Raw genomic sequence first — 25,271 nt, forward strand, 5'->3', positions numbered from 1 at the left:
CGGAATTTCCCAGCATATCGACCACAATGATCGGGCGTCGCGGACCGGCAATGGGCGCGCGAGGCGCCATCTGGCTGAATAGTGCGCCGGGATGTTGATTTTATTGGTGGGCCGGGCAGAAGTGCAATAAGCTATGAAAATCAATCGCTTGTCGCAAAATTCGGGAATTTGCAACCCATTGAAATCGCTAAAGCTCGATTTTCAACGCCCGGACAAAAACGGCGGGTCGTAAATCGCCAAATCCCTGAAATGGGGATAGCTGACAGGCAACGGTTCCACAGGAAATATGAGCGCAAAGGCCCTGACGAGTGCTGGCCATGGAAAGCAGCGACAAGCGGGTTCGGATACGGGCGATTTAAGATCAATGGCCGCCTCTATTCGTCGCATCGAATAGCCTACTCGCTTTCCAAGGGGAGGATACCAAGCGGTGGAGGATGGCACGGTATCGAAGTGCTCCATTCTTGCGACAACCCAGCGTGCTGCAACCCGGCTCACTTATCCATCGGAACGCACGCAGAAAATGTTGCTGACATGGACGCGAAGGGCAGGGGAAACCGAAGAGGATCGCCGCGCAAATATCAAGTTACGCCTGATATATGCGCTAAAATACTAGCGTCTGGAGCGCCAGCGACAGAACTCGAAAAATCGCTTGGTATCCCGATGAAAACAATCAATCGAGTCCGCCGCGAAAATGGCATAGACAACGCGAAGTTTAAATCATTTTCCGCCCTCCGCATTCAACCGGAGGCGAGACGATGAGTGACGATGCCAGAGAATATATTGCCGATCTTCAAGCCGCCATCCGCGAGAAGGATGAGGCTTTGAGGGAGGCGCTCGAATGGATCGAAGCCGACGAAGGCTTTGCGACTGACTTCCCTGAAGAATGGGAGCGGCTCACCGCCAAAATCAGGAGTGCTATCAATGACTGATCTTGTGAAACGGCTGCGCGATGAAGCTACGTTCAACTTCCCCATTTGTGGAGAAGCCGCCGACCGCATCGAAGCGCTCGAATGCAATCTTCAAGAAGCGGCGCTTCTGGCCCTATCAAACGAGACGCAGGCTCAACAGAATTTGGAGCGCGCCGACCATCTCGCCGCCGAAATCGAACAGGTGAAGCGGGATAGGGACTTAGCTTTCCGGCGAGAGGATACGGCGCGCAAATTCTGGATACGGGACGCGAAAGAGGCCCTGATAGGGAAGCCGCAAGCGCTCCGAAACCGCGTTGAATTGTGCGAACTTCCGCCAGTTCGAGCGGAAAAATGCCCGGTTGACGGAATGCCTCTACTCGTTTTCGAGGACGAAAAACGCGAGCACGAGGAAAAAGCCCGCGCCGACCATCTCGCCGCCATCCTGCGCCGCGTATGCGAGGCGGCGGATGATGTAAGCAGCTTCGCATGGAGTGCTGTTACGGCCGATTGCAATGAATCCGCAGAATATTTGAATACGGTAATTAGGTCTCTACGCGCCGCCATCGCTGAAGCCAAAAAGGAGCTTGGAGAATGACTATCTGGCAACCGATCGAAACCGCGCCGAAAGACGGGACGAATATTCTCGTTTTTGATCTTTCTGGTGGAGACGCATTTGTTGTAGAGGCGCGCTATTGCGTAGATCAATACGGCGAGCGATGGCGCTACGTAGATACCGTATTATACTACGAATACCCGTTAGGCCCGACCTTTGCTTTTTGGGTGCCGCTGCCGGAGCCGCCAAAATGAAATCTCTCGCCGGATGGGCTTTCTCTTTTGAGAACGATGCTACTTCCCGATATGCTTCACGATGTCCGGCCAGAGGATCGCGAGCATACCGAGCCCAACGGCGCCTGCGATCTTCAACGCCGTCTTGCGCGCCCCAAGCCGGAGGTCTCGCACGAAGGCGGCGTCTTTCGCGATCTCGTCGCACTCTGCCTGCGGCCTTTCGCCGATCGTCTTCAGGAAGGCGCGCTCAGCTTTCCCTTCCTTCGTCATTGCGTGCAGTCGCTCGGCGCGGGCAAATTCCATGTCTTTACGGGTTTCGAGGCGATCATCCGGGTCCATGCAATTAACCCCCAATGTTTTCTCGAATTTATCGGTCAGCATCTCCAAAATGATTTTCTTGATTAGCGGGTCTACGCGCTCGACGAGAACTTCCGAAACAGCCTCTTTTACGGTTTCTTTCGTTATCTGATCGCCCATTTCCGCCCTCCCGGCTATTAAGGTTCTGTTAGCCTTTAGCTGAGAGAATCCGCTCAGCATCGGTCGGCCCTACCCGACCGGTGTTAGAGGCGCGCGGGGCCTGATCCGCCCGGCGCGTCTCGCTTCAGTGTTTGCGTATTTCCCGCTCGATCTCCCCGATCCTGTCGAGGATGATCGCGTGAACCGCGTCATGAGCGGATTGCGTGTTGTCGATTTTCATGATCAGCGCGCCCGCGGCGAGGATCACCGGAATGATGATCATCAGCACGACGGATAGCCACCCGCGCAGGCGAGAATCGTCGTCGCTCATCGGCATACTCGCTTGTAGATTCGGTTGTTCGTATCGGCCTGCTCTTTGGTCCTCCGCGTGTCCGATGCGTGCCAATGAACCGGACGGTAGAGCTGGCAATAGGAATCCGCAGGCGGCGCTTGCGGGACTTCACACCAGAATGCGAAGATGAGGCCGAGGCATTCGATCGTCATTGGTCCTTCCTCTCGAAATCCCGGTCGAAGGCGTCATCGGTCGCGTCGCTCGCGTGCGCGGCCTCCGCTTCGTCAGCAGCAGCCTTCGCTTTCGCGAGCGTCTCATTCAGTCTTTCGACCCCCGCCGCGATCGCCTTCGCCTCTCCAAGATTGATCATTTTGTTGTCGTGCGCGTAGGCGACGACGCGATTGATCAGGTCGAGGACGGTGGGGAGCACCTTCATGACGAAGGCGAGGATCGCGGCGAGGCTCATGATCAGGGCGCCTTTACGACGCCTTTGATCTCTTTGGTCGCCACGGCGCGGAAGACCGTCGAGACGAGCGTCGAGACGATACCGGCGACTTCCCACCCATGCGCGGCGAGATTGCTCAGAAGGTCCGCAGTCGCCGCTTGGTCGACCGCGACGGGCTTGCCGAACATCGCCATGAGGAAGCAACCGGCGGATACGACGTTCGCCCAAAACGTCTTGCTCTGGAGAAGGCTCTTTGCAGATTCCATATTCTACCCTTTCCGTGTTGCCTTGTTACGCGGTCGCCGCCTTGACAGCCCACATGGCGGCTTCCTCGTATGCGGTCTGCGCGAGCGCCGCGAGGCGTGGGTCTTTTTCCTTCAGCGCCTCGCACATATTGATAAGCTCGGCAGATTTCTGTTTGATCTGGTCGACAACGCCCTGAGCGCTCGGATTGAAATCCGTGCGAACGCGCAGTTCGCCGATGGTCTTCTCGGTCATCATTTCACCTTTCTCATTGCCCGGTTCCGCCAGGCGCGGTATCTTTGTTTGCCGAAATCTGGGAGCTGACGGACCGGATAACGATCAGCGCAAAGATCAAGAGGGTGAAAGGCCCTCACATCACCCCGGCCCGCGCGTATCCATCTCGCAAATCCACGCCGCGATGACGCAAACGCCTGCGAGCGCCCCAGGCGCGGCGACAAGGAAGAACAGAAGCGCGTCCATCACCGCGCCACGGAATAGCAGCGCGTAAGGCCCGGCCGGGTCTCGACGCATTTGACCGGCCCCTGGTAGGAGCCGGAGTTGCTGAAGCCGGCGCCCTCGATCCGATTGCAACCGGCGAGCACGGCGACCCCGACAAGAAGCGCCATGGCGGCCATAAGGATGACAGTGGATGCGAGGAACTGGCGCAGCATGGTCGCTACTCCCTGTAGCCGGCGACGCGATCCCGAACCGCCGCCAGCGCGCCGACGGCGATCAGGGCGAGGATGGTGACGACGGCGACCGTGAGGCCGATGACGGCGCCGAGCGCTTCTGTGGAGAGGTCGTAGAGGAAGCGGCCCATCACTGCGGCTCCCGCGACTGCTTCAGGGCGTCCTGAAAGGCCCGCGCATAGCCTGCGACCAGCTTTGCGCGATCCGTCCCGTTGATGATGCGGCGCGCTCCGACATAATCGACGCGGCCGGGGCGGATGTAATCGGCGAGTTTCTTGCCGGTGAACTCGCCAAATATCATGCCGTGGAACGCGACGTGGAGAGCGTTTGGCCATTTGAGCGCATCGTCGGCGCGCTTTATCCCGTATTTTTCGTAGTTTTCTTTCCAAGTAATCTGAATGAGCCCGCGCCCATACCACGGATAATATTTCTTGGCTCGCAGATAGCGCTCGCCGCCCATTTCCTTGATCGGCTGCATCTTGTGCGCCGTTTCATGCTTCACGGTCGCCAGAAGATAGGCGAGTTCATCGTCGCTCATCTTCGGCCATGTGGCGTCTCGATAGTCGAGTATCTTGGTGACGCCCTCGACCTGCGCCGCCGTCAGCTTCCCGCCGAACAGCGCGTGACGGATGCGGTCGAAAAAATATTTCCTGTTGATCGGATTCGCAGCCATTGGCTTTCCTTCCGGTTTAGCCGTTGTGCAGTGTGGTCAGGCGCAGCGAATAGAGCCGGTGAAGAAGACCTTGCGTCTCTTCGCTGACCGACTCGTAAACAGGCGTCACATATTGCCGCCATGCCGCGTCTATCTCGGACGGGCTCGCCGCCCGCGCGAACGCGCCCGCCGTGTTGTGAATCAGGAGTTGCTCATCGCAGATCCCGGCCTGCGCCGCCGCTGATCGGACCTCACTCATCGCCGCCTCACTTTCAGCGTCGTCGCCTCGTCATTCAGGTCGACCCAAAGCTTGATGACCTTGAGAATTTCGCGCTTTGTGAGCGGGACGCCGAGACAGATCATCTGCATCATTATCGCTTGCGGCGTGTGATAATCGATCCACCGCTTGATGATGAAGGACGCGGCTTCTTCCGGCGTCATGGGCGTTATCCGCAGATCGGGTAATTGAGCGCATAGGCGACGGCGAGCCCGGCGATCATCATGCCGAGGCAGTGACCGATTATCCCGTCAGGCGCGCGCTTGCGACGCCTTGGCGCGTCGCCCCATCGCCACGCTGGTTCGGGTTTCGGATCGTCGCGCGCCCAGCGCATGATGATGAACGCGGCGCCAGCGCAACCGGCGAACATCAGCACCATCGGCCACATGTGACAGGGAGGAATGATCTCGATCATCTTACCCTCCGAAGGCCTCTGACGAAGGCGATAAGCACGCGCGCCGCGCAGACCGGAAGAAGAACCCGGAACAGCAGCGGCGCGCGCATGGATTATTTCTTCTCTGTGGCGGCGGGCTTTTCCGCCGCTTTGAGTTTCGCCTCCGCATCTTCCGCGCGCTTTGTCGCCGCTCGGACTTGGCGCGCGAGGTCTACGACTCGGGCGTTCGCCTCATTGAGCAATTGCAGCGCTGGGTCCGGCGCTTCCTGAGCGAGGGCCTGCGTTGCGAACAGAGCGATTATCGTGATGGTCAGTCGCTTCATGTGTTTCACCATGCTGGGATGTAGCGGGTTGTACCGTTATCGTTGATTGGTATCCACTTCGTCGGGTTTCCTGCGGCGGGGGCGTTGGTCAGAGTTCCGGTCTGCGCCGCCGCGCCATTGTTCATCGCCACGGATGATTTGATCAGCGCGGCAGCGTCGCCGATGGTGATGTTGCTCGCGAAAACCACGCTCTTGTCGGCGTTGATGGTCAGCGCGTCGGCGAGCGCGTTTTGCGCCGAACCTGTCAGGCCCGCCGGGGCGACTTTGAATATGATCTTGCCGCCAGCGCCGGTTCCCGTCCCTTGCGAGCCTGTTAAGGTCCAATCGACGCCAGCAGTATTCGTTGTGCCAGCTACAACAGATTGCACGCTGAGAGTTTGCGCGACAGGCGAGGCGGCGTCGGCAGCCCCGAGGCGCCAATTTGCCGCCGCACGCCGGCTCAAAATGGCGTCACTCGAAGCTCCGAGTATGTAACTGCCTGCATTATTCGTTACGTTGTAACCTGTAGAAGCATAAATCCAGCCATCTTTTCTAACATAAGCCTTATCCACGCCGCCAACTTGCCAACTCTGCAACCTGCTAAAAGCGCTGCTGGCTGTATCTGTGATATCTATATTTGCCGCCGTAAACGCTGTAGCGGCATTGTCCCACGTCTGCGTGAGATTTAGGCCGGGGGTGCTTGCCGTCAGTGTGCCGGTCGATATGGTCAGTTTTCCGGCGAGGGCAGCATCGTAAGCATAAAAAGTCTTCCAGCGTTGCGCCGCGCCCCCGAGATTGCGGGTATTATCGGTTTGAGGACGGAAGGCGACAGAGTTAGCGAAATAGTAATTCGCCGAAGCATCGCCAAACACGATGCCCTGCGTGTTCTTCGCGTGGATGATCAGGTTTGTGCCGTCATTGCAAATATCCCCGGTCCTCGTCATCCCAGGATTGCCCAGCCAACCAATGCACTCGGCATCACGCAACCCAATCTTCGGGACATTGCCGTTGAACCATGCTGTATTCGGAGCGTCGATTTGCGCGCCGCGCAAAGCGATAACAGAGGGGTCCGCCAACAACCCAACGGTCGGAGTCTGGGCGTTGTGACCGATCTTCACCTTCAAATCGTCAAGCTCGATCAGGCCGCTTCCTGTAATGCCGCCGGTTGTGATCAGCGCACTACGAATGGCGGAATTGTCGGTGTCGATTTCGAGATTTCGGATGATATTGGTTACACCGTTCCCGAGAAACTTGACGAGATAATCTGACGCGGTTTCATAGCGTCCGCGCAGCTTGATGTTCCAGTTCCAATCTGTGTTGCCGCGGGGGTCAATTCGGTAGAAATGATCCGAGTACGCTACCTTATAGCCGCCGCTGTCCTTGAATGACGCTACCTGGGCGAGATGGATCGGGGCGCCGGTATTGTTCCGCAAAATGCCGGAAGTAAACGTCCCCGCCAACGCTGAAGTATCCACCCCGGAAAGCTCAAACGTGCCGGCTCCTATGTTTAGATTCGCGACAGCGAAAACCTTATAGCCGAGTGTCGCGAGCCATGCGGAATCCGACCCGGAAACAGCATCGAGGAACACGGTCTGCCCGTTGGCAAGACCGAAATTCGCGGCGGCTGCCGCGGCGTCGGCGGCAGATATTGTGACCACTGCGGGGTTGGTCTTGCTGATACTGATGATTGTATAGCCGTAGGCGGGCGAGCGGCGCGCATCCAGCGCGTCGATCGTAACCGCTCCGAGGCTCTGCGAGCCTTCGCCGATTTTCTGGTAATTGGACGGCGGCAAACCGCTCGGGCATGTGTTCTTCGGCGCGTCGGTGTAGCCGGCGAAAATAGCCGCTGCGGCAGAACTGGCCCAATAGTCGTTCTGCACATTCAGGTGATTGACGTGCATGACTTCGGACGCGAGGTTCGTGAACGCCGAGCATGTGAACGTGCCGTAGACCTTCAACTCGCCGATGTCGTTTTGTTCTGCGACAGGGAACGGAACTCCCCCGCCATCGTCTATGCGGCCGAAAACGACGCCTGTGTGCGGACGCGCGGAGGGATCACCATAAACGACGACATTATCCGTAAGAGTATTGAGCGACCCGATATACTCGATGCAGGCTTTATCCTGCGCCTCACAATGGATGCGAAGGTTTCGAATTGTAGCGCTGCGCCCTTTAAGATTTGTGAGGTTAACCGGGTAGTGCGTCCGATAAACGCCGCCATCTCCTGTGACCGATACCGCCACGAGATTGTCGGCGCCGAGTGACTTTTCCATCACGTCGCGTGCGTTCGCGATAGCTTCGTCGCTATAATCGACCCCTGTCGGGTCGGCGCCAAAAAATCGCAAGCTCAATTGAGCGCTATCGTAGGCGCGCGCCCACGCCCCATTTGCCCCGCTGATTGCTCCGGCGGGCGTCACATATATGCCTTGACCGGGGTCGTAATGCCGCTTCAGCGTGACATTGGTCGTCCCCGTCAAGGTGAGAGCGGAGCCGGCCTGCGCATTATCGAAGCTCGATGCGAGCCTGAACGTGCTGTAGTCGATGAAGATGACATAGTAGAGCGTGTTGAGCGCTAGCCCGTCGACGGCCGTTGTCGTTACGACGGCATTGCCGGTCGTCAGGCCATGGCCCGCTTTGGTGATGATACCAGTGCCGGAGTCGACACTCGTCGATGTGACCGCCGCACCGAGAATTTTTGTGCTCTGATCGCCAGCCTGCCACCTCCAGACAGACCCATCAAAAACACGAGCGATCGCCGTTGATGCGGCTCGCAAATCTGCGCGCGTCGCCAGCATCGTCTTAGCGGAGCATGCTGTTGCAGCGTCGGACAAATCGTCACACGCCGCTTGCGAAACGACGCCCGATCCATTCCCCTTGAGGGCGCCATTGACCGCTCCCGCGCCGCCGCGCGCGGCCGGAACAGTTCCAGATGTGATCGCGCTGCCGTTGAGATTGGTCAGCGACGATCCGTCGCCGCCGAACCCGGGACCGGGCGGGTTTGTCGTCTCGGCGCGCGCGACGGCAATCGAGAAAGCAAGCGCGATGATGATGCGAAAGAGCATGTTTTGATTTCCGTTTTTACGCGCCGGCGATCTTGCGCCAGGCGCCCGCGAGGAAGACGACATAATCGTTGACGCCCCATGCCGAGACGCCGTCGAGATTGGTGGAGCCCGCGACTGCGACGCGATACATCCAGCCTTCGTTTCCGACCGATGAAACGAGCGGGCCGCCGACGCCGACGATCGGCGTGACGAGGTTCGTGGATGCGTCCCATACCCCCTGATAGAGCAGCTGTGTTCCTGATTGCGCCGGCCCGGCGGGAACGACGGCGCCGGCCTGCTGCGCGATGATGAGCGAGGTGATGGTCATTTCACGAGCCCGTCGATGATGATCGCCTGTGCGCGCGAGAGCGTCAGAAGATTGACGTAATAGCCGTCGGCTGAGGCGAGCAATTCGACCTGCGCTGTCCCCGCCTTCAGGACGCTGGTGCATGTCAGCACGCCGCCTTCGGTCGGGAAGCGGCGCACATTGAACGACAGCACGCCGGTTGCGCCGCCATTGACGAGCGTTCCGTCAGCGGTCTGCATAGACAGCAGCACCGCGCCGTTCCCGCCGACAAGCACGCCCCTGAAGTCAATCCCGGTGATGTCGAGCGGCGTCGCTTCGCCCGGTTGCAGGAACTGGATTTCGTCCAGCCAGTCGGCATTGTTGGCGATGGTGAAGCTCGCCGACAGTTGCGGGAGAAGACGGATGTTGGTCATCAGCAGTCCTTGACGACTTCAAGGAGACCGGGAGGCGGCGCCGGCCATGCGTCGGGCTGCGCCGCTTCAAGCACGGAGCCGAAGGTCTTGGCGCGTTCAATGACGTCTTCCTCCCATTCCGCCGCCTGGTGCAGAATGTCGAAATGGCGCTGCTGTTCCGGCGATAGCCCGCCTGCGACTTTCTTCGCGGTCAGATGCGCGTAATAGCCGTAGGCGGATGTTCTCTTGCCCAGATAGGCCTGTTCGATGATCTGGTTTGGAAGCCGCGCCGCCATTTCGGCGATGTCGCCGGTGTCCTCGCGATTGGGAGGCGAGGCTTTCCCGTCCTTGGTGACGGTCCATCCGACCTGCACATTGTCGCCGACCTGCCGCACGTCCATCGAGCGCGGGTAGCGCGGATCCGTGTCGAAGATTTCATGCACGGCTTCGTTGATGATGAGCGCGTATTTCATGTTTCAGCCCTCGAACCAGATGTCGATGCGGCCCGCCGCGCCGGCGCCGCCCAGCGGATAGAAGCCGTAAGTCGCGCCGGAGCCGGAGCCCGCGCCGCCCGGCTTGACGCCCGCGACGCCCGCCTGCTGTGAGGAGATGAACTGCGTCGCCGCCACCGGCGCGCCGAATGCGGAGCCGCCGACGCCCGCCTGCCACGGCGCTCCCGAACCGCCTTTCGAGCCGGGGATCGAAAGATAGCCGCCCGCGCCGCCTGAGCCGCCGTTGCCGCCGACCTGATAGACGATCGGAATGCCCGTCCCGAGACCGCCGGAACCGCCGACCGCGACCGCGATCGTCCCCGAGGAGGAACAGGACAGCGACGATGAGCCGCCGTTACCGCCATTGCCGCCGTTGGCGGTGTTGACCGCGCCGCCCGCGCCGACGATGGCGGTGATGGTGTCGCCCGGCTGCACAACGCCGCCGGACTTCACCCAGATGACGCCCTCGCGATATTCGCCGCCGCCGCCGCCGCCCGCCGCGCCGCCGTTTTGCCCGTTGCCGCCCGCGCCGCCGCCGCCCCAAGCGCGCCAGCGCATGCGCCGCGCCCAGCTCGGGACGGTGATGTTGGACGTCCCCGGCGTGGACAGGGAATGCGATTGCGTCTGGCCGATGCCGAGCGAAGCGAGATGCTGCGCCCATGTCATCTGGACGTGCTTGGAATCGCCGGTCGAATAGCGCGAGACGATGTCGGTGTCCGCGGGCGTCGCGTCCGCATCGAGCCCCGGATAGTTGAGATTTACCGAATTGTCCGGCTTGACGAGGATGCCCTCGCCGGAGAGCGCGGTGATCGAGGAGACGTTGGTGATTTCGACCGCGCCATTGACGAGGCGCAGCACCGAACCGTCGAAACACAAGTGCATCAGCATGCCGGCGGGGACGTTGCCCGCCGGGATCGCCGCGCCATTCTGGTCGACGATATTGTAGGGGCCCGCCGTGCTGCCGTCGGCGAGCGTGATCGTTCCCGTCATCGCGCCGGTGTTGGCGGCGTTGACCTTCTTCACGAAGATGTGGAAGCCGCCGTCGCCGAGGCTCGCCGGGACCGGATCGAGCGTGATGGCGACGACGTTCGCGGATCCCGCGTCATTGGCGAAGGCGTATTCGCCCCGCTGGACCCACGCGGGAACCTCGGGGAGTTTGACCTTGATGAAAGGCGCGGTCGAAAGCTTGGTGATGTTGCCCGAAGAAATTGACGTCGCGCCATTGGCGACGGTGATCGTAAAGAGCCCGGTCCAGCCGGCGTCGGCAGTCGGCGCAACCTGTGTGCCGGTGATGGCCGGCGCGCCCGCTTTCACCTGATAGGCGACGGTTCCCGCGCGCACCGTGCTCTGCGCCTGTCCGGACCCGGCGCCATTGACCGGCGGTCCCCAGAATGGCGTGCCGGGATCTGCCGAATTGTAATAGTTCAGCACCTGCGTCGAGGTGTCCGAATCCGCATATTGGACCTGGATGAGAAAGACCTGGCTGTAGCCGGAGGTCGCGGGCGGCGTGATCCCGAGCTGGGCGCTATCCAGAAGGACGCCCTGCTTGACGATCTGATGCGCGGTGTCCGAAGGAAGCGCCGAAACCGCCGTCGCTTCGAGGCTCTCGAGCTCGTAAACCTCGCCCGGGCCCAGCACCACGGCGAGCGATGCCGGCGACGTCGGTTCGCAGGTGAAGCCATTGACGATCGTTCCGGTTCCGAAGACGCCATCGGCGATTTTGCCGAGCCCGGTCATTGCGAATTGACCGAGTTTCAGAACGTCCTTGGCCGAGGGCACGGCGCCGACGTATGTCGTGACGCGATCCATTCGATTCCCCAATAAAAAAGCCGCCTTGCGGCGGCCGGCTGGCGGTCAGGTGAGGTTCGCTCAATCCTGCATGATCGTGACGAAAGCGCCCGCTGATGGCGCGTAAACTTGAAGGCGTCCGCGGAAGCTGCGCGAATACCAGGAGCCGCCCTGTGACCCGACGCCCGCGCCCCCGGCGAGCGCGATCAGCGAGGCGTTTGTCGGCTGCGCCCCTGCGGAGACGACGCCATCATCGCGGATGACCACGATCTGCGCGCCCGAGGTGTTGAGAACCTCGATGTTCTTTCTCACCGCCGACGCCTCGACGGTTTGCAGCAGCACATAGCTGGCGTAAGGGCCGCTTGCTGCGAAATTGGCGCCGACGTTCGGGATCGTCGGCTTGTTGACGGAATAATCCGTTCCGACCGAGCCGTTGAAGGTGATCGCGGCCTCGAGCTGTCCCGATGCATTGACTGATGCTTTCTGCCCCGACGATGGATCGGTGATGCAGGTTGATCCGACGATTCCGCCGTCGCCGGGATTTATTGTGGTCGAAATGAGCGTGCTTACGCCGCCGCCGTCTTTCACAGGTGTCGTCATTGATCTATCCCAGCAGGAACATCAGGAGCCACGCCGAATTGTCGGGGTCGTTGAAGATCAGCGCGCCCGGCTCAACCGGGATGACGACGCCGCCGGCGGGGTTGATCTGCACCCATGTGATGACGCCCGCCGCGCGGTTTCGCTCACAGGCGCCGTAAATGTCGCCGGGGGAGACTTCGCCCGCCGCCGCTTCGTCATCGGCATAGGCGCTCCAGCCGGAATCGTATCCGCCGCCGAGGTCGTAGCCGCCGACATTGGGTATGCCGAAGCCGGGCGGCATGAACGCGCGCACAAGGACGTCGTATTTCGCGTCCATGTCGCCGAGATAGCCTGCGGCGTCATAACCGAGCGTCTGCGGAAGGTCATAGGCGCCGGTGTCGCCGGCGTTCCACAGCTCGATGATCTGCGGCTTCTGGCGGGTGAGGTCCTGAAGCGCTCCCTCTATGCCCTTGCGGGTGACGCGCTCGCGGAAAATCTCGCGCAGCGTGCGGACGCGGAACAGCTCGTCCGATTCCTGATCGCGGCGGATGAATGACGGCGGGAGGAAATCGAACGCGATGAGGTCGAGGAAGAAGCCCGACGCCGTGGCGATGCGGGTCTGCGCCTTGACCCCGAGATAGAAATCGTAGCTCGCCTTGAACGCGGTCGCCGAGCCGGTGAGTATTGAATCGAGAACGGGCGCGTCGGTCGGGAACCACGGCGGGAGCGTCGACCGCAGGCGGCGAACGATGTCGTCGATATCGCCGGTCGCCATTTCACACCCCCGTCACGGCGGCGTTGGCGCATTTGATGACCTGCGATTGCGTCGCCACGATATCGCCGGTCGTATTGTTGAGCGTGATCGAAAACACATCTTCGACGCCCGGCACGTCATAGGCGACCTTGGCGATGCGCGTATAATAGAGCGTCTGCCCGATCTGAAGCGCGTTGATGTATTCGACGATCGCCGCCGACGCTTGCCCGACGACATTGGCGGTGAGATAGCCGGGCGCGATCCTGATCGAACAGGCGACCGAAACCGGGAATTTCGTCACCTGGAATGTCCCGGTGCGGATGCCGGCGGCGCGCACGGCTTCGACAGCTGCGGCGCAATTCTGCATGAAGGCGAGCGCCGGCGAGCCGGTGCCGTCATCGACGACGACAGAGACGAAGCCCTGATCTTCGGTCCCGTCGGGCAGTTCGTGCTCGATGATCGAATAGAGCGCGCCGATCTGCAGGGATTCGATTGCATATCCGATCGCCTGCCGCGTGGCCTTGGAGAGCGCCCCGATGAATGAGACGAAGCGCGCGCGAAGCTGCTTGTCCGTCTCCGGATCGGAGCCGCCGACGAGCGCGACGCTGTTGTTGACGGTATCGACGCCGGGCATGCTCGATGAAATGAGCGTCACCTGCCCCGACGCGACATTGCCGCTTACGCCCGACACCGCCGCCTGCACGGGGACGGTGATGGTGAAGACGCCGACCGCTAGCACATAGCGCTGGTTGTTCGCGTCATAGGCCGGATTGGTGGCGTCCGCGACGACCTTGTAGGTCTGGGTGAGGTCGCTGCTGCGCACTTCGCTCCCGACCGGGACATATCGTTCCGTGAGGGCGGTGAAGCTGGAAAACTGCACGTAGCCGGTCGCGGGCGCCGAGCCGAGCCTGACAAGGCCGAAGTCGCCAACCCATGTATCGAGGTCGGCGCCGGTCGACGTCGCCGCGCGCGTGGTCAGCAGCAGCTTCAGCAGCAGCCCCTGAAGCCACAGGGCGACGCCGGCTTCCGATTCCGCGATGGCGCGCAGGACCGATCCGACGGAATAGTCCAGCACCTTCTGGGCGCGGCCTTGCACGGCCACCGCGATCATGGAGACGATCGCCGAGAAGGAGCGAGGTGTGAGCGTCGCCATCGAATCACACACGCAACGGGGACCCCGGCCTTCAGGCCGGGGAGGAGCCGCGTCCTCTTGTTCGAGAAAAGATCGGGTGATACAAAAGGCGAGCCCGCCCGGCGCAGCAACGCCGAACGGGCTCTTGACCTAGGCTCCGCAGCAACGGAACGAAGGCCCGCCTCTTGTTACTTTCTCAGAAGTTTCGCGTCTATCCCAACCGCGCGCAATCCGATGCGCTCGCAGCAATGCTTCGCGACTTCTGTAAGCTTTACAATGCCGGGCTTGAACAGCGCATCGCGGCGTATCGCACGCGCGGCATATCTTTGAATTACGGAACGCAAGCCAAAGAGCTTAAAGCCGTTCGCGCGGCTGACGATGGCCTCGCGCGATGGTCCTTTACCGCCGAGCAACAGGTTCTTCGCCGTCTCGACAAGACCTTTAAGGGGTTCTTCGGTCGGATAAAGCGCGGCGAAAGAGCCGGCTTCCCGCGTTTCCGTTCCGCTTCGCGCTATCACGCCGCAGAGTTCCGCGTCGGCGACGGTCTCACGGTCCGCAAAAACGGGCGTCTCGGATTCGTCGGCGTTCCTGGCGAGATTAAGGTCAAGCAGCATAGGCCGCTTGCCGCCGAGCCGAAGAGCGCAATCCTGACGCGCCAGAATGGCAAATGGTTTGTCGTCTTTCACGTCGAGATTGCCGAAGTCGAGCGGCGCGCTGGTGAATGCATAGGTATCGACATCGGCCTCTCGTCTCTTGTCGCCCTGTCCAACGGCGAAACAATCGTTCGTCCGAACTGGACGAAATGCACGAAGAAAGGATTGCGCCGGCGACAACGATCACTCACTAGGTGCAGGCGAGGATCGAAGCGCCGGACAAAGATGCGTGCTCGCCTCGCTAACTACAGTGCGAAGGTCGCGCGCAAACGCTCTGACTTCCTGCATAAGCTCTCCGCCGATCTCGTCTCGCGCTTTGCTGCAATCGGAATCGAGGACTTGAATGTGAAAGGCTTGGCGCGCGGAATGCTCGCCAAAGAAGTGAATGACGCTGCGTGGGCGCAACTTACCGCGATGCTCCGCTACAAAGCCGCGAAAGCTGGTAGCGCATTGATCGAAGTGGACCCGCGCGGCACGTCTCAAACCTGCCCTGAATGCGGCACGATCAAGCCGAAACCGCTCGGCGAGCGTCGCCACCGCTGCGAATGCGGTTGCGACCTTGATAGAGACGTTGCGGCTGCAATGGTCGTGCATTTCAGGGCTTTCGGTTTCTGGCCGGGACACGGCCTTCAGGACTCAAGCGGGCGGGTTGCCGCGTAGCTGTTCTGAGAAGCCTCCGCCTTCAGGCGGAGGAGTTGTCACGAAAGCCTCAGAAGGAGAGGGTTAGACCGATCTGCCGCCCTGAAGGCGCTTCCTGATAGTCGATGCGGACGATTTGCAGGCCGGGGTTGTTACGGTCTTCGGATACGCGCACGCGCGGCGGCGGGTTCTGCGCCACGCTGTCTTCAAGGGCGAGCTGCGCGCGCACGAGAGCCGCGATCTGATAGGGCTGGAACAGGCCGCCGATCTTTTGCGGCAGACCCGCGCCATATTCGGTGTGCCAGACATAGCCGCGCACCGCAGTGAACAGGCGGCGCTCGATGCGCTGGCGCACGAAGTCGCCGTCCTCGACGGTCAGCAGGTCGCCGGTGGGCGACCATTGCAAATCCTCGCGCCATTCGTGGTGAATATCCGCCATCTGTCAGCCCCAGTTATCGGCGTCACCCGGATCCCCGGCTGTCCCCGAGAACAGCGGCCCCTTGAAGCCGTCGCCGCTCTGGATGACCTTCGTCGCGAGGATTGAGCCTGAGACCTTCAGCGAGCCCTTGTGTTCGATCTTCTCCGCGTCGATCGTCACTTTCACGCTGGACTTGTGGGTGATGCCGTTTTTGGGATGGATGATGACGGAGTGCTTGGCGTTGTCGCCGCCATCGAGCGAGACGCTGAACGTCGGGCTGTCCTTGTCGGCGTCCTGATTGTTCTGGACCTTCAGGGAAAGCGACATGTTCCCCTTCTTGTCCGTGGTGACGACCTGACCATTGGCGCCGGTCCAGACCATGTTCTTGTCCTTGTCGAACTTGAACGATCCGGCTTCCGTGTGCTTCAGGAGGATTTCGCCGCTCTCGACCTGCGGCGGCTTGTCTTCATCCGAGTGCACCCGCGAGATGATTTCCGCGACCTCGAAATCTCCCCCCGAGTATCCGAGCCTCACCTGGTCGCCCGGCGACAGCCCGACGAGAATGCCCCAGCCGTCGCCGATGTGGTGAGCGTGAATCGGTATCCAGCCCGTTTCCTGCCCCGAGGGCTGTATTTTAACCTTCGCCGCGTGCTTCTTCGGGTCGTAGGAGGTGACGATCCCGTAGCGCTCCGCCGACTTGGTGGCGAGAAACCGCTCCAGGCACCTGAAGATGAGGTTCTCGATATTCACTCGCGGCCGTCCTTCGCGCTCTTGGCGCTGATGGTCATGAGATGCCCGCGCATGCCGAAGGCGTGAGAGACGCTGTCGATGTCGAGCGACTGCGCGAAGGCGGTCCCGATCAACTGGAGTTTCATGCCGGGCGCGCAATCCGGGTCGCCGATGCAATCCGCCTGAAGCTGGATTTCATGCGCGACATGTTCCGCCGCCTTCGCCTTGGCGTATTGATCGGCGAGGTCCTGTTCGAGCCCGGGGATGTGATATTCGTAGGCGACCTTGCCGCCCTTGCCGGATATTTTCTTTTCCGCCTCGATGACCTTCTTCTTTTTCTGGTTCCAGCTTTTGACCTTCACCTCGACGTCCTTTGCGGCGACGAAGTTCTTGGAAATGCGGATGCGCAGCGCGTCCGAGTTGATCGGGCCGGAACCGTTTTCGCGATAGCTGATCGTGTAGGTTCCCGAGGCGTCGTCCTTGACGTGGAGTTTCCCATCTGCGTCCACCCACCATCGCGCGCCCATCAGTTCGCTCATCTTGTGGATGACGGCGGCGAATGAGACGTTGTCGGAGAGCTTGACGTAATCATCGGCCCATTTTCGCCCGGCGCGGACCTTGGCGCTGGTGACGTCCGCGTCCAGACCGGCTTTCTGCGCCAGGTCCTTGATGATTTCGTCCGGCTTCTTGTTCGTCCACTTTTCAGACGTCTTCATTTCGTGGAGCTTTGCGGACTTGCAGCGCCCGGTGAGATGAATGGTCCGCGCCTCGTAATCGAACTGCGCATCGTCGAGCTCGCCGGTGATGATGGTCCGATCGCCGAAGCCGCTGGCGACGACGATCTTCGCATCGAGGCTCTCCGCATCGGCGAAGACGCGCTCCGCTCTTCGCATCGGAATGGAGACGGAGAAGGACGAAGATTCCCGCGTCGCCTCAAGATATGCGTCTCCGCGGATGACGAGCCAGCGGCGGCCCGCCGCCTCAACCCATGCGCGGTGACGGCGAACGCCGGATGAGATGGCCATTTAGTTTCCGAAGCAGGTGTAGTTGAACTGGGCGCTATCCGTTCCGGCGCTCAATGTGACGGTGAACGCCGTCTTGCTCTGGGAGGAGATGTAATACGTGACCGCGCCAAGCGATGACCGGGGCGTGACTGTGCAAAACGCGGTGTTCGCATAGGCGGAATTAAACGTCACCGTGCAAGCTGTCGGCGAGCCGGTGCCGAGAGTGAAACTTCCGCCGTTGTTCGATGACCCGGCCGTGACGGCCGGGGACGTGCCGCAAGTTGACAAGCTCGGCAGGGCAGCAGTAACCGTGACACGACTTCCGGCGAGCATCGTCCCGGTGTCATCCACTTGCCAACGATTCGCGCCGTCGGCGCGATAGACCAGCACGCCGCTTGATGACCGCAGAGAACGCCGCGTCGCGTCGGCAGTACCGCCGGAGAAAATGATCTCCTGACCATCGGCCATATTGATTGCCGGTTGAGATGTGCCTGTGCCGTCAATCGTGGCGTCCGTAAAATCAATTCCAATACCAAATGTCGCTGCACCAGTCGCGGACTTAAATCTCCATCCCTTGTCGATAATCGCAGCGCTCGCCACAATGCTTTGGCCAATGCCGACATGCGGGAGAGTGCTGAACCCCCGCCCAATCGCGACAAGATGACTGATAATGCGCTGCTCGTTTGCGTCGGTCAGCCCTGTAGTGCTATCCTGTGCATCAACAATCACATCGAGTTCCTGCCCGGTGCAGCCTTCTGTTGTTGCACCAAAAGCTGACGTGGAGCTGTTAGCTCCTGGATCATTCACGCCAGTCTTGTCCGTGCATGTCGCATAGCTTCCCCATGACGGGCCGACGCTGATGTTGTTAATAAACCCGCCTGCGAACCCCGTGCAGCTCGGGGGCGATCCGTAGTCAATCACCACCCAGCCGGGACCGGGGTGATTTGTTGTTGCGGCTGTCCCGTAAATTTTCCAGTTTCCGTTAAAACCGGTAGCGCCGGTTACGCCGGCGATACGAACTGTTTCTTGTGGCCTCCACTGCGACGCGGCAATGGTGCCGGTGGTGGTGCCGGTTGCGGCTGAAGCGAAGCTGAGCGTGCCGGTTCCGACTGCCGTAATGGTATGAGTTCCGTTATATGCCCCCGCACCGGTTACGACAATTTCGTCATTCACACTGAACTTATATTTGCTGTCGAATGTGAGCGTCGCGGTCGCGCCAGTGCCGGAAGCGGATGCAAAGGGGATGAGCACCCCAGGATGCGAGTATTCCAGCTTCGCCAAGTTCCCGCCAATCGCGGTGCATCCGGTCAGGGCGTGGCCGAGTTCGCCCGCCACGGTCTGTGACCCGGTTGTGGCTGACGCGAAGCTGACCGATCCGGGACTGGATGCGGTGACGGTGTGCTGGCCGTTGTAGCCGCTCGGCGTAACACCATTCACAAAGATGTCGTATCCGACGGGGAACACATAGGGCGAGCCAACCAAGCTGCTTGTGTTGAATGTGATTGTGGCTGTGCCGCCAGTCCCGCTCGCCGCAGTCGTGCTATTGACCGCGCGAACCTTGTGGTTTTGAAATCCACCAGCGCCGTTTTGCGCCGCCATGCCGGGCCGGGCGGAGTTGTAAAATGTTGCACTCTCGCCCCATTCCCACTGAGCATTGTCAGGGTTGGTTGAGGCGTTGAGAGTGTAGTTATTGCGGATTGACTGGAACCCGGTGCTGCTTGACCCGCAGGTCGCGCCGGTGCTGTCGCCGGGGCAGCCAATCCACATGTGCCGATCCGTGCGGAATGGACCGACGGATGTGTAAGCGTCCGGGCGCTGCCAGATGAACCATGTGCCGCCATCGAGGCCCGGTCCCTGACCGGCGCTTTGCACATTCGACGACAGCCCCGGCAATTGAGTTGAGAGGATAGAATTTGAGGTGAGAGAATTTATCGTCTGCGCCGCCGTCCAGGTATTTTCCGTGTTCAGCCGACCGATATTCGCCGAATCCGACAGGTCCGTTGAAGCCGCCTTCGATACGACGCCGGAACCATTGCCTTTCAGTGCGCCGTTGATGGTTCCGGCGCCGCCGCGCGCCGCTGCGAGCGTGCCCGAAACAAGATCGCTTGCAGAACCGGAAGCCGCGACCGCCGCCAGCGGCGACCACCGCATCGGCTCCGTGCCGCCGCCGCCGCTGGTCAGCACATAGCCGTCAGTTCCCGCAGTGGACGGGAGGTTGAAATAATAGGCGGCTTCCGCGGCATTGTTGCGGACAACCACGCTCGCGCCGGTTCCCGCGCCATTGGCGAAGCGCGCCTCCCCCGTCACCGCGCCATTGGAGCCGAAGGTCTGCGGCGACAGCCAGCTATTCGCGCCCGAGAGCGACGGCGTATCCGGCGCCAGCCCGTTGGCGGCGACGCATGTCGTCGAGCCGTCTGCGCCCGCGTAGAGATAGCCCGTGCAGGGCTTGAAGATCAGCGAGCCATTGATGGTGACGTCCTGATATTTCGGCGACGGCAGGGACTGGCCGAAAGCGGGGAGCGCGACAATCGACAGCAGGGCGATGAGAAGTTTCTTCATGAGATCGCTATTTCTCCGCCGTTATTCCACAGGGCGCCCGGCTGCGACGGAAGCGTTGTCGGCAGCGTCGGCAGCAGGGCGTAAATCTGTTCGTAGGTGAGCGGCAGTTGCACATGGCGCAGCGTCGCCGCGGTCTGGGCGACGTCCGACGCCGCGCTCTGCACAACCTCGAGGTCAGGGTCTATCCACACGCCGAGAATGCCGTCGGGCGTTCCCTCTTTGGCCGGCGTGGGGATTTTCAGTTCTGTCAGCGCGCCAATCCACGGGTCTTCGATGCCGTTGAGAATGGCGATGCGGGTCCACCAAAGCGCGTCCCCGAGATAGTCGGCGGCGACGCGGTAGAGCGTGGTGTTGGAGACGCGCACGATCCGCGCCGGCACGCCAATGGCGATGTGGCTCACAATGACAACCTCGCGGTATTAGTCGTAGGCCGCCGAACTGACCACCGCCTGAGCGTATGCGTCTGCAACCTGTGCCAGCGCGGAGACAAAATTCGATTTGTCTTCTTCTGAGAGGCTTGGTGCGAATGCCGCTAGAAGAATGCGGAACGCGGACTCTGGCTCGAGGTCGTCTGCGCGTTCGACCGCGAGCTTGGTAATCGCCGACAGGTTCATTTTTGGAGCTCGCGAGAGATGTTTTACAACGTGGTGACGGTGACGGGCTTCGCGGGAGCGAAGTATTTGCCCCAGCCTTCGATGAGCTCGATCCCGGCGGTGAATCGGCCGATGTAGGAGCGCAGTTCGAAGGCGTCGAGTTCATCGATCGCGTCTTGCGTGAGCGCCTCGATCGCCGCGACCATCGCAACTGGCGGTGGCGCAGCGGCGAAAGCGTCAATCTTCGCGCCAACGGCCAAAACTTGCGCGTCAACCGCGGCGATTAGCGCGACCGCCTTCTGGTCAAGATCAGCAAAGACGAGAGGCGGGGCGGTTTCGATCGGGCTTGCCGCTGCATAGGCGGCCTGCACGGCGGCGAGTTTCGCCTGAATGGAGACGGGAAGGCTCATGATACGCTGATCACCCCTCCGTTGCTCCAAAGCACGCCCGGCCTGCCGGGGAGGCGCGTCGGAAGGCGCCGCACGAACTCAGGGATTTGGCCGGTCGGAACGGGGACGTTGACGAAGGTGAGCCCGTCATCTGGCGGCGCTACGGTTGCGAGGGCGCCGCCATTGAGCGCCACGGCCGCGGCAAGATCTGCTGAAGCGAGCAACGTCCCGCCCAGAGACGACACGCCAGAGAAGGCGCCGGCCGGCGAGATGACGCAGGTGATGTCATAGGCCACGCTGACCGGGAGGCGCTCGATATTGGCGCTGAACTCGCTTATGACGACGGTGAACGCCTGCCCGGCGAAGGTCAGCGGGAGAGTGACGCCAGAGCGGCGCATGGCGTCCAAGGCCAGCGCCGTCTCATAGGCGTTGTCGCCGAACAGCCGGCCACTCCAATGAATGTCCGCGTCGTCCGGCCCCATTGTGTCAATGACGCGCGAGCCGCCCGGGAGCTTATGGACGACCATCGTTTGCTCGCCGCCGAATGGCATTCGTTCAGGCGTGGAGAAATCGTCAAAGACGATCCCTCCGAGCGTCAAGATGTCGCGCGCCACGGGTTACCTCGTTCGATAGATCGGCCAATCCGAGCCCGGATAGCGCGAGATCCCGCCGTTTCGGATGCCCCAGCGCTGCGTATGGCCATGGCCGCGCAGCTCATGAAATCCGCCCGTGCAGGAAGTCGCGCCGTGCGACCCGTAGCTATAGTAGCGGCATGATCCGGCGACAGCCGGAGCGGAGAAGACGAGCGCGACAGCGGCGATAACAAAAAAACGCATGATCCACCTCTTTGTGAGACGGGTCATATTTTGGCGCTATCGCCGCCAAGAGCAATCCGTTAACCGACCGCGAATTGCGTGTCAGGTCCGGCGAACATGCCACGCCCGTTGAAATACGGCGCCTGGCGCGAGTGTTCGTGAACGCGGGCGATTTGGTGCGACGCCACGCGCCCCAGCTCCCGACCGTCCACCTTCAGCACCACGTCGCCACCGCCGCCGCCCGTCGATCGCTTCACAGGCGGCGAGAAATTCACCCGCCCGCCGCGCGGCGCTTCAACGTGCATGTGGTTGTAGTGGCCCGGCGCCCGCCAGATGACCTTGTAGCCCTGTCCGCGCAGAGACGACGCCAGAGCGTCGAACTTCGCAGCCGCCGCCGGGTTTCCGGCCTCGAATACGCCGTTGCCGATGTTGACGTCGATCGCCCGGCCTTCGTAATGACCGCGCCCATGGTGGACCGGATGCACGCCGCCAAAGGACGGATGTTCCGACACGCGATACCCCATGGCCTGCAGCTTGTGACCAAGGGAGACGATGCTCCCGCCGCCGCCGCCGCCGCCGCCGGCCGCGCCGCCATAGGAGGCGTTGACGATGCCGCCGCCGCCCATTCCGCCGCCATCAAAGCCGGTCTTTGAGAAAAAGCCGCCGATCGCGCTCTTTACCCATCCGAGGGCGCTCATGATTGACTTGGCGACGTCGACGATGACGCCGGGGATGATCCCAAGCACCTTTACGAAACCATCAAGCCCGACCTTCAGGACGTCCCAGCCGATGCCGACAAGCCGGCTCATCCCGGTGAAGAAGTCCCGCAAATTCGGGTTGAGAGAGTTCCAATTGAGCGCGATGACCGCGGCCATAGCCGACGCGAAGCCGGCAATGAGGCCAGCCGGGCCGGCGAGTAGCGCCAGAGAGGCGACAATCGCTGTGGCGCCGAGCGCGGTGAGCCCGACGGCGAGACCAACAAGGCCCTTGCCGAGCATTTCGACGCTTGCCGGGTTCTTCGTCGCCCATTCGGCCAGCTTGTTCATGGCGCCGGAAAGCTTGTTCATGATGTCGATTTTCGGCTGCACAAGCGGCTCCGAGAAAGCGGTGAGCAGATTGTCCCAAGCTGTTTTGAAGCGCCCCATGGCAATTGTCGGATCGTGCGCCATCGCTTGGCCGGCGAAGTCGAGCCCGCGCGCTTGGCGCGCTTGGCCAGCGTCCTTTTCGATGCGGCGGGATTCCGCGACAAGCGACGCGATTGCTTGCGCCGACATGCGGTTGCCGAACATGTCGCCAAGCCCGCCTATCAATTTCGGGTTGTCGACGGATAGCTCGCCGAACTTCTTTTCAAGGATCGGCCCCAGAACGTCGCGCGCCCAGACCGCCGGGTTGAGGACGAACAAATCAGACTGCTCAACCGCGCCGTAGCGGAAACCGGCTGGCCCGACCTTGTTGTAGACGATCTTTGACGGGTCGGTGATAAGCCCCGCATCGATCATCGCTTCCGTCGCGCGCTTTGACGCCTTGCCCTGCGCGATAGTGCCGAAAAGCGACATAAGCGCCGTGCCGGCGCCGCTTGGCTTCATTTCCTGAATGAGCGACGGCAGATATTGCGTGTAGAAAGCCTCGTCCCACCCCTTGGTTGCGAGGCGGCCATATTGCGTCGCCTGAACAAACGCTTTCGGGTCGACAAGCCCGCCAGAGGCGGAAATCGCCTTCGTCATCGAGTTGAAATAGCTGACGAAATCTTCTGGCTTCTGGAGCCCCTTCAGCTCGCCAGCGCGGCCCATCTCATAGACCGCTGAACGCGCGGCGTCGCCCTTGCCCTCCGTAACCGTGTTGAGCACGATCCGCATCTGTTCGAGCGGGTCGAGGAACTGCATCGCCGCTTTCGTGGAGCCGAATGTTGTGCGCAGCTCCTTGATATCATTGAGCACGCCGGTCACGGACATGCCGTAGCGGGAGGCGGTTTCCCACGCCTTCGCCGTCGCCTCCGCGAGCTCGGCGCCCTTCACGTCGGCGGCAATAAGCTGTTGCTTGACGTGGACCAGCTTCTCGCCGTGCTCAACCATCTTGTTGAGGCCGGCGAGCGCCGCCGTCCCGCCGAACAGGGCCAGCCCGCCGCCGACGGCGAGGGAAACGCGGTTGATCTCGGAAAACGCCTTCTGAAGCCGGTTGACGCCGCCCTCAAGGGCCAGAACGTCTTTCGCAACGACAGCGAGGACACCGCTGACGTTGTTGATCATCGAGATTTTGGTGAAAACCTCGTATGCGGAACCGGACATCAGCTATCTCCCCAGCCCAGCGCGCCGCATTGAGCCTCCCCCGGCAACGGGTATACAACCCGAATTCGCGGGCTTTGGAGGCCATCAGATGAAATTATGGTTCAGCGGGCCGAGCTTTTTCGGCATTCGGCCGGGCGTTTCTTTCGACGCCGGGCAATCAACCCAGCGCCAAACCGCCCCCCGCGTTGACGGGTCATTCGTTTACGTGGTGCGTGGCGACCACAACATGATCAAGATCGGCGTGACCACCAATCCAGCCGCTCGCCTCGCGCAACTGCGGACAGGCTCCCCGTTCCCGATCGAATATGCCTTCATCGGCGCGACGCCGGGGAATGGCTATGACATTGAGCAAGCGGCGCACGCCATGCTTGCGCCCCATCGCGTCAACGGCGAGTGGTTCGACGTCTCCCCCGAACTGGCGATTTCCGCTGTTATGGGCGCAGCCGGGAAGCTGGGGCGCGCGATGGCCCCGGCGAGCCTTGAGATAGGCTCCGCACCCGCTCAACCTGTCACGCTACCGCCGGCCCCGCCGCTTGGGATAGCCGGGGCGCTGATGGTCGCCTTTCGCACGGCTGTCTATTCGGTCATGACCTTCGTCATGCTCGCCGTCATCGCCGTCATGTCAGGGTCTGTGCCCGATTGGCTGGGAACCGCCGGCGCCGTCTTGCCGTTCCTGATGCTGTGGCCGGCTTATTCTGACACGAAGCGCCGCCGCGCCGCCGGCCGCTATTAAGGGGCCAGCGCGCGCGTTAGCACCGCATGAAAGGCAGTTGCGCCTATGCGGTGGATTTCGCCTTCCTTGGCCCGCGCAGCCCCACCAAGGAATGATCGGGGCGGGATACGTGCCGTCCCGAGCTCCTGGTAGAGCGCGATCTTCGACGGCGAGCCGACATAGCCCGCATCCTCGCGCATAGCGCCCGTCCCGGTCAGGCCCGTGACGACATGGTGCGTAATCGAGTCCCGCAATTCGCCCGAGCGTAGCAGTGGGTCATTCGGCGTAAAGCCGAGCCTCACGCGCTCGCGCTGCGTCGCCGGCGCCAGTTGCTTCCAACCGTAGTCATACGTTCCGATGACGCGCTTTGCCTCGTCTTCGACGATCTGACAGGCTTTCTCAAGCGCCTCGTGACGGGCGAACTCGAACATTACATCGGCGCGCGCGAGGTCTTTGGCGAAGTCGGCGAGCGTGCGCATATGCCCCTCACGATGGCGGCGGGTCTTCCCAGCGGCCGGCTTCCCAATTCCAGCGCTGGCCCTCGAAC

37 protein-coding genes are annotated in these 25,271 nt (G+C 61.5%); 6 read left to right on the forward strand and 31 right to left on the reverse strand.

The window, feature by feature from the left end; all coding sequences use genetic code 11:
- Nucleotides 1-249 precede the first annotated feature (249 nt).
- Genes LG047_RS19810 through LG047_RS15180 form a run of 4 tightly spaced genes read left to right on the forward strand, consistent with a single transcriptional unit; the run spans nucleotide 250 to nucleotide 1,715 of the window.
- Nucleotides 250-759, forward strand: coding sequence for an HNH endonuclease (locus tag LG047_RS19810; RefSeq protein ID WP_227968513.1), 510 nt, complete (start codon nucleotides 250-252; stop codon nucleotides 757-759).
- A complete protein-coding gene (locus tag LG047_RS15170; protein WP_227967578.1) occupies nucleotides 756-929 on the forward strand; it encodes a hypothetical protein in 174 nt (57 codons plus the stop codon). Before LG047_RS19810 ends, LG047_RS15170 begins: the two co-directional genes overlap by 4 nt.
- A complete protein-coding gene (locus LG047_RS15175) occupies nucleotides 922-1,503 on the forward strand; it encodes a hypothetical protein (RefSeq protein WP_227967579.1) in 582 nt (193 codons plus the stop codon). The genes LG047_RS15170 and LG047_RS15175 overlap by 8 nt, the downstream gene beginning before the upstream one ends.
- Complete coding sequence (locus tag LG047_RS15180; RefSeq protein WP_227967580.1) at nucleotides 1,500-1,715, forward strand: hypothetical protein; 216 nt, start codon at nucleotides 1,500-1,502, stop codon at nucleotides 1,713-1,715. The genes LG047_RS15175 and LG047_RS15180 overlap by 4 nt, the downstream gene beginning before the upstream one ends.
- Before the next feature lie 39 nt (nucleotides 1,716-1,754).
- Here the strand turns inward: LG047_RS15180 and LG047_RS15185 are convergent, their stop codons facing one another.
- The 20 genes from LG047_RS15185 to LG047_RS15280 form a co-directional block, all read right to left on the reverse strand.
- Entirely contained in the window at nucleotides 1,755-2,231 is a 477-nt protein-coding gene (locus LG047_RS15185) for a hypothetical protein (protein ID WP_227967581.1), read from the reverse strand.
- A 64-nt stretch (nucleotides 2,232-2,295) separates the two neighbouring features.
- Nucleotides 2,296-2,481: a hypothetical protein gene (locus LG047_RS15190; protein WP_227967582.1), complete on the reverse strand. Its 186-nt coding sequence runs from the start codon at nucleotides 2,479-2,481 to the stop codon at nucleotides 2,296-2,298.
- A 169-nt stretch (nucleotides 2,482-2,650) separates the two neighbouring features.
- The gene (locus LG047_RS15195) at nucleotides 2,651-2,908 is read right to left on the reverse strand and encodes a hypothetical protein (RefSeq protein ID WP_227967583.1); all 258 of its coding nucleotides are present in this window, start codon (nucleotides 2,906-2,908) and stop codon (nucleotides 2,651-2,653) included.
- A 2-nt stretch (nucleotides 2,909-2,910) separates the two neighbouring features.
- Nucleotides 2,911-3,153: a hypothetical protein gene (locus LG047_RS15200; protein WP_227967584.1), complete on the reverse strand. Its 243-nt coding sequence runs from the start codon at nucleotides 3,151-3,153 to the stop codon at nucleotides 2,911-2,913.
- Between the two features lie 25 nt (nucleotides 3,154-3,178).
- Nucleotides 3,179-3,388, reverse strand: a complete 210-nt coding sequence (locus tag LG047_RS15205) for a hypothetical protein (RefSeq protein ID WP_227967585.1) — start codon at nucleotides 3,386-3,388, stop codon at nucleotides 3,179-3,181.
- A gap of 221 nt (nucleotides 3,389-3,609) precedes the next feature.
- A complete protein-coding gene (locus LG047_RS15210) occupies nucleotides 3,610-3,801 on the reverse strand; it encodes a hypothetical protein (RefSeq protein ID WP_227967586.1) in 192 nt (63 codons plus the stop codon).
- A 5-nt stretch (nucleotides 3,802-3,806) separates the two neighbouring features.
- On the reverse strand, nucleotides 3,807-3,950 hold the full coding sequence (locus LG047_RS15215) for a hypothetical protein (RefSeq protein WP_227967587.1): 144 nt from the start codon (nucleotides 3,948-3,950) through the stop codon (nucleotides 3,807-3,809).
- Nucleotides 3,950-4,492, reverse strand: a complete 543-nt coding sequence (locus LG047_RS15220; protein WP_227967588.1) for a hypothetical protein — start codon at nucleotides 4,490-4,492, stop codon at nucleotides 3,950-3,952. Before LG047_RS15220 ends, LG047_RS15215 begins: the two co-directional genes overlap by 1 nt.
- Nucleotides 4,493-4,508: 16 nt before the next feature.
- The gene (locus LG047_RS15225) at nucleotides 4,509-4,730 is read right to left on the reverse strand and encodes a hypothetical protein (RefSeq protein WP_227967589.1); all 222 of its coding nucleotides are present in this window, start codon (nucleotides 4,728-4,730) and stop codon (nucleotides 4,509-4,511) included.
- Nucleotides 4,727-4,912 (reverse strand): hypothetical protein, encoded by a 186-nt coding sequence (locus LG047_RS15230; RefSeq protein ID WP_227967590.1) that lies wholly within the window; start codon nucleotides 4,910-4,912, stop codon nucleotides 4,727-4,729. Before LG047_RS15230 ends, LG047_RS15225 begins: the two co-directional genes overlap by 4 nt.
- Before the next feature lie 5 nt (nucleotides 4,913-4,917).
- Nucleotides 4,918-5,163, reverse strand: coding sequence for a hypothetical protein (locus LG047_RS15235; protein ID WP_227967591.1), 246 nt, complete (start codon nucleotides 5,161-5,163; stop codon nucleotides 4,918-4,920).
- Between the two features lie 92 nt (nucleotides 5,164-5,255).
- Nucleotides 5,256-5,465, reverse strand: coding sequence for a hypothetical protein (locus LG047_RS15240; protein WP_227967592.1), 210 nt, complete (start codon nucleotides 5,463-5,465; stop codon nucleotides 5,256-5,258).
- A gap of 5 nt (nucleotides 5,466-5,470) precedes the next feature.
- Nucleotides 5,471-8,506 carry a hypothetical protein gene (locus LG047_RS15245; protein WP_227967593.1) on the reverse strand — a complete coding sequence of 1,012 codons (3,036 nt, stop codon included), beginning with the start codon at nucleotides 8,504-8,506 and terminating at the stop codon, nucleotides 5,471-5,473.
- A gap of 16 nt (nucleotides 8,507-8,522) precedes the next feature.
- Nucleotides 8,523-8,813, reverse strand: coding sequence for a hypothetical protein (locus LG047_RS15250; RefSeq protein WP_227967594.1), 291 nt, complete (start codon nucleotides 8,811-8,813; stop codon nucleotides 8,523-8,525).
- Nucleotides 8,810-9,205 carry a hypothetical protein gene (locus LG047_RS15255; protein WP_227967595.1) on the reverse strand — a complete coding sequence of 132 codons (396 nt, stop codon included), beginning with the start codon at nucleotides 9,203-9,205 and terminating at the stop codon, nucleotides 8,810-8,812. The genes LG047_RS15250 and LG047_RS15255 overlap by 4 nt, the downstream gene beginning before the upstream one ends.
- Nucleotides 9,205-9,657, reverse strand: coding sequence for a hypothetical protein (locus LG047_RS15260; protein WP_227967596.1), 453 nt, complete (start codon nucleotides 9,655-9,657; stop codon nucleotides 9,205-9,207). Before LG047_RS15260 ends, LG047_RS15255 begins: the two co-directional genes overlap by 1 nt.
- A gap of 3 nt (nucleotides 9,658-9,660) precedes the next feature.
- The gene (locus LG047_RS19680) at nucleotides 9,661-11,484 is read right to left on the reverse strand and encodes a glycine-rich domain-containing protein (RefSeq protein ID WP_305080339.1); all 1,824 of its coding nucleotides are present in this window, start codon (nucleotides 11,482-11,484) and stop codon (nucleotides 9,661-9,663) included.
- A gap of 60 nt (nucleotides 11,485-11,544) precedes the next feature.
- Nucleotides 11,545-12,063, reverse strand: a complete 519-nt coding sequence (locus LG047_RS15270; protein ID WP_227967597.1) for a hypothetical protein — start codon at nucleotides 12,061-12,063, stop codon at nucleotides 11,545-11,547.
- A 4-nt stretch (nucleotides 12,064-12,067) separates the two neighbouring features.
- Nucleotides 12,068-12,817: a hypothetical protein gene (locus LG047_RS15275; RefSeq protein WP_227967598.1), complete on the reverse strand. Its 750-nt coding sequence runs from the start codon at nucleotides 12,815-12,817 to the stop codon at nucleotides 12,068-12,070.
- Nucleotide 12,818: 1 nt separating this feature from the next.
- Nucleotides 12,819-13,949, reverse strand: a complete 1,131-nt coding sequence (locus tag LG047_RS15280; protein ID WP_227967599.1) for a baseplate J/gp47 family protein — start codon at nucleotides 13,947-13,949, stop codon at nucleotides 12,819-12,821.
- A 164-nt stretch (nucleotides 13,950-14,113) separates the two neighbouring features.
- On the opposite strand from LG047_RS15280, the gene LG047_RS15285 reads away from it, so the two are divergent.
- Nucleotides 14,114-15,241 carry a transposase gene (locus LG047_RS15285; protein WP_227967600.1) on the forward strand — a complete coding sequence of 376 codons (1,128 nt, stop codon included), beginning with the start codon at nucleotides 14,114-14,116 and terminating at the stop codon, nucleotides 15,239-15,241.
- A gap of 49 nt (nucleotides 15,242-15,290) precedes the next feature.
- Here LG047_RS15285 and LG047_RS15290 read toward each other — a convergent pair whose 3' ends face one another.
- The 10 genes from LG047_RS15290 to LG047_RS15335 are packed head-to-tail and all read right to left on the reverse strand — an operon-like array spanning nucleotide 15,291 to nucleotide 24,012.
- Nucleotides 15,291-15,659 carry a hypothetical protein gene (locus tag LG047_RS15290; protein ID WP_227967601.1) on the reverse strand — a complete coding sequence of 123 codons (369 nt, stop codon included), beginning with the start codon at nucleotides 15,657-15,659 and terminating at the stop codon, nucleotides 15,291-15,293.
- Between the two features lie 3 nt (nucleotides 15,660-15,662).
- The gene (locus tag LG047_RS15295) at nucleotides 15,663-16,388 is read right to left on the reverse strand and encodes a phage baseplate assembly protein V (RefSeq protein ID WP_227967602.1); all 726 of its coding nucleotides are present in this window, start codon (nucleotides 16,386-16,388) and stop codon (nucleotides 15,663-15,665) included.
- Nucleotides 16,385-17,392 carry a phage late control D family protein gene (locus tag LG047_RS15300; protein ID WP_227967603.1) on the reverse strand — a complete coding sequence of 336 codons (1,008 nt, stop codon included), beginning with the start codon at nucleotides 17,390-17,392 and terminating at the stop codon, nucleotides 16,385-16,387. Before LG047_RS15300 ends, LG047_RS15295 begins: the two co-directional genes overlap by 4 nt.
- Nucleotides 17,393-19,930, reverse strand: a complete 2,538-nt coding sequence (locus LG047_RS15305) for a hypothetical protein (RefSeq protein WP_227967604.1) — start codon at nucleotides 19,928-19,930, stop codon at nucleotides 17,393-17,395.
- On the reverse strand, nucleotides 19,927-20,331 hold the full coding sequence (locus LG047_RS15310; protein ID WP_227967605.1) for a hypothetical protein: 405 nt from the start codon (nucleotides 20,329-20,331) through the stop codon (nucleotides 19,927-19,929). Before LG047_RS15310 ends, LG047_RS15305 begins: the two co-directional genes overlap by 4 nt.
- Nucleotides 20,332-20,349: 18 nt before the next feature.
- Nucleotides 20,350-20,544: a hypothetical protein gene (locus tag LG047_RS15315; RefSeq protein ID WP_227967606.1), complete on the reverse strand. Its 195-nt coding sequence runs from the start codon at nucleotides 20,542-20,544 to the stop codon at nucleotides 20,350-20,352.
- Nucleotides 20,545-20,567: 23 nt separating this feature from the next.
- Nucleotides 20,568-20,933, reverse strand: coding sequence for a hypothetical protein (locus tag LG047_RS15320; RefSeq protein WP_227967607.1), 366 nt, complete (start codon nucleotides 20,931-20,933; stop codon nucleotides 20,568-20,570).
- Nucleotides 20,930-21,526 carry a hypothetical protein gene (locus tag LG047_RS15325; RefSeq protein ID WP_227967608.1) on the reverse strand — a complete coding sequence of 199 codons (597 nt, stop codon included), beginning with the start codon at nucleotides 21,524-21,526 and terminating at the stop codon, nucleotides 20,930-20,932. Before LG047_RS15325 ends, LG047_RS15320 begins: the two co-directional genes overlap by 4 nt.
- 3 nt (nucleotides 21,527-21,529) lie before the next feature.
- Entirely contained in the window at nucleotides 21,530-21,748 is a 219-nt protein-coding gene (locus tag LG047_RS15330; RefSeq protein ID WP_227967609.1) for a hypothetical protein, read from the reverse strand.
- A 59-nt stretch (nucleotides 21,749-21,807) separates the two neighbouring features.
- A complete protein-coding gene (locus LG047_RS15335) occupies nucleotides 21,808-24,012 on the reverse strand; it encodes a hypothetical protein (protein ID WP_227967610.1) in 2,205 nt (734 codons plus the stop codon).
- Between LG047_RS15335 and LG047_RS15340 the strand changes: the two genes are divergently transcribed.
- On the forward strand, nucleotides 23,966-24,745 hold the full coding sequence (locus LG047_RS15340) for a GIY-YIG nuclease family protein (protein WP_227967611.1): 780 nt from the start codon (nucleotides 23,966-23,968) through the stop codon (nucleotides 24,743-24,745). The two genes, LG047_RS15335 and LG047_RS15340, sit on opposite strands and share 47 nt — an antisense overlap.
- On the opposite strand, the gene LG047_RS15345 is transcribed toward LG047_RS15340, so the two are convergent.
- Nucleotides 24,742-25,203, reverse strand: coding sequence for a hypothetical protein (locus tag LG047_RS15345; RefSeq protein WP_227967612.1), 462 nt, complete (start codon nucleotides 25,201-25,203; stop codon nucleotides 24,742-24,744). The genes LG047_RS15340 and LG047_RS15345 overlap by 4 nt on opposite strands.
- Nucleotides 25,204-25,271: the final 68 nt, after the last annotated feature.

This window comes from Methylocystis sp. WRRC1 (assembly GCF_020733155.1).
Classification (GTDB): Bacteria; Pseudomonadota; Alphaproteobacteria; order Rhizobiales; family Beijerinckiaceae; genus Methylocystis.

What these genes read in the sequence shown, in the direction of transcription:
- LG047_RS19810 (WP_227968513.1), top strand. Translation starts at nt 250, where the DNA reads ATGGGGATAGCTGACAGGCAACGGTTCCACAGGAAATATGAGCGCAAA.
- LG047_RS15170 (WP_227967578.1), top strand. Translation starts at nt 756, where the DNA reads ATGAGTGACGATGCCAGAGAATATATTGCCGATCTTCAAGCCGCCATC.
- LG047_RS15175 (WP_227967579.1), top strand. Translation starts at nt 922, where the DNA reads ATGACTGATCTTGTGAAACGGCTGCGCGATGAAGCTACGTTCAACTTC.
- LG047_RS15180 (WP_227967580.1), top strand. Translation starts at nt 1,500, where the DNA reads ATGACTATCTGGCAACCGATCGAAACCGCGCCGAAAGACGGGACGAAT.
- LG047_RS15185 (WP_227967581.1), bottom strand. Translation starts at nt 2,231, where the DNA reads ATGCTGAGCGGATTCTCTCAGCTAAAGGCTAACAGAACCTTAATAGCC.
- LG047_RS15190 (WP_227967582.1), bottom strand. Translation starts at nt 2,481, where the DNA reads ATGAGCGACGACGATTCTCGCCTGCGCGGGTGGCTATCCGTCGTGCTG.
- LG047_RS15195 (WP_227967583.1), bottom strand. Translation starts at nt 2,908, where the DNA reads ATGAGCCTCGCCGCGATCCTCGCCTTCGTCATGAAGGTGCTCCCCACC.
- LG047_RS15200 (WP_227967584.1), bottom strand. Translation starts at nt 3,153, where the DNA reads ATGGAATCTGCAAAGAGCCTTCTCCAGAGCAAGACGTTTTGGGCGAAC.
- LG047_RS15205 (WP_227967585.1), bottom strand. Translation starts at nt 3,388, where the DNA reads ATGATGACCGAGAAGACCATCGGCGAACTGCGCGTTCGCACGGATTTC.
- LG047_RS15210 (WP_227967586.1), bottom strand. Translation starts at nt 3,801, where the DNA reads ATGCTGCGCCAGTTCCTCGCATCCACTGTCATCCTTATGGCCGCCATG.
- LG047_RS15215 (WP_227967587.1), bottom strand. Translation starts at nt 3,950, where the DNA reads ATGGGCCGCTTCCTCTACGACCTCTCCACAGAAGCGCTCGGCGCCGTC.
- LG047_RS15220 (WP_227967588.1), bottom strand. Translation starts at nt 4,492, where the DNA reads ATGGCTGCGAATCCGATCAACAGGAAATATTTTTTCGACCGCATCCGT.
- LG047_RS15225 (WP_227967589.1), bottom strand. Translation starts at nt 4,730, where the DNA reads ATGAGTGAGGTCCGATCAGCGGCGGCGCAGGCCGGGATCTGCGATGAG.
- LG047_RS15230 (WP_227967590.1), bottom strand. Translation starts at nt 4,912, where the DNA reads ATGACGCCGGAAGAAGCCGCGTCCTTCATCATCAAGCGGTGGATCGAT.
- LG047_RS15235 (WP_227967591.1), bottom strand. Translation starts at nt 5,163, where the DNA reads ATGATCGAGATCATTCCTCCCTGTCACATGTGGCCGATGGTGCTGATG.
- LG047_RS15240 (WP_227967592.1), bottom strand. Translation starts at nt 5,465, where the DNA reads ATGAAGCGACTGACCATCACGATAATCGCTCTGTTCGCAACGCAGGCC.
- LG047_RS15245 (WP_227967593.1), bottom strand. Translation starts at nt 8,506, where the DNA reads ATGCTCTTTCGCATCATCATCGCGCTTGCTTTCTCGATTGCCGTCGCG.
- LG047_RS15250 (WP_227967594.1), bottom strand. Translation starts at nt 8,813, where the DNA reads ATGACCATCACCTCGCTCATCATCGCGCAGCAGGCCGGCGCCGTCGTT.
- LG047_RS15255 (WP_227967595.1), bottom strand. Translation starts at nt 9,205, where the DNA reads ATGACCAACATCCGTCTTCTCCCGCAACTGTCGGCGAGCTTCACCATC.
- LG047_RS15260 (WP_227967596.1), bottom strand. Translation starts at nt 9,657, where the DNA reads ATGAAATACGCGCTCATCATCAACGAAGCCGTGCATGAAATCTTCGAC.
- LG047_RS19680 (WP_305080339.1), bottom strand. Translation starts at nt 11,484, where the DNA reads ATGGATCGCGTCACGACATACGTCGGCGCCGTGCCCTCGGCCAAGGAC.
- LG047_RS15270 (WP_227967597.1), bottom strand. Translation starts at nt 12,063, where the DNA reads ATGACGACACCTGTGAAAGACGGCGGCGGCGTAAGCACGCTCATTTCG.
- LG047_RS15275 (WP_227967598.1), bottom strand. Translation starts at nt 12,817, where the DNA reads ATGGCGACCGGCGATATCGACGACATCGTTCGCCGCCTGCGGTCGACG.
- LG047_RS15280 (WP_227967599.1), bottom strand. Translation starts at nt 13,949, where the DNA reads ATGGCGACGCTCACACCTCGCTCCTTCTCGGCGATCGTCTCCATGATC.
- LG047_RS15290 (WP_227967601.1), bottom strand. Translation starts at nt 15,659, where the DNA reads ATGGCGGATATTCACCACGAATGGCGCGAGGATTTGCAATGGTCGCCC.
- LG047_RS15300 (WP_227967603.1), bottom strand. Translation starts at nt 17,392, where the DNA reads ATGGCCATCTCATCCGGCGTTCGCCGTCACCGCGCATGGGTTGAGGCG.
- LG047_RS15305 (WP_227967604.1), bottom strand. Translation starts at nt 19,930, where the DNA reads ATGAAGAAACTTCTCATCGCCCTGCTGTCGATTGTCGCGCTCCCCGCT.
- LG047_RS15315 (WP_227967606.1), bottom strand. Translation starts at nt 20,544, where the DNA reads ATGAACCTGTCGGCGATTACCAAGCTCGCGGTCGAACGCGCAGACGAC.
- LG047_RS15320 (WP_227967607.1), bottom strand. Translation starts at nt 20,933, where the DNA reads ATGAGCCTTCCCGTCTCCATTCAGGCGAAACTCGCCGCCGTGCAGGCC.
- LG047_RS15330 (WP_227967609.1), bottom strand. Translation starts at nt 21,748, where the DNA reads ATGCGTTTTTTTGTTATCGCCGCTGTCGCGCTCGTCTTCTCCGCTCCG.
- LG047_RS15335 (WP_227967610.1), bottom strand. Translation starts at nt 24,012, where the DNA reads ATGTCCGGTTCCGCATACGAGGTTTTCACCAAAATCTCGATGATCAAC.
- LG047_RS15345 (WP_227967612.1), bottom strand. Translation starts at nt 25,203, where the DNA reads ATGCGCACGCTCGCCGACTTCGCCAAAGACCTCGCGCGCGCCGATGTA.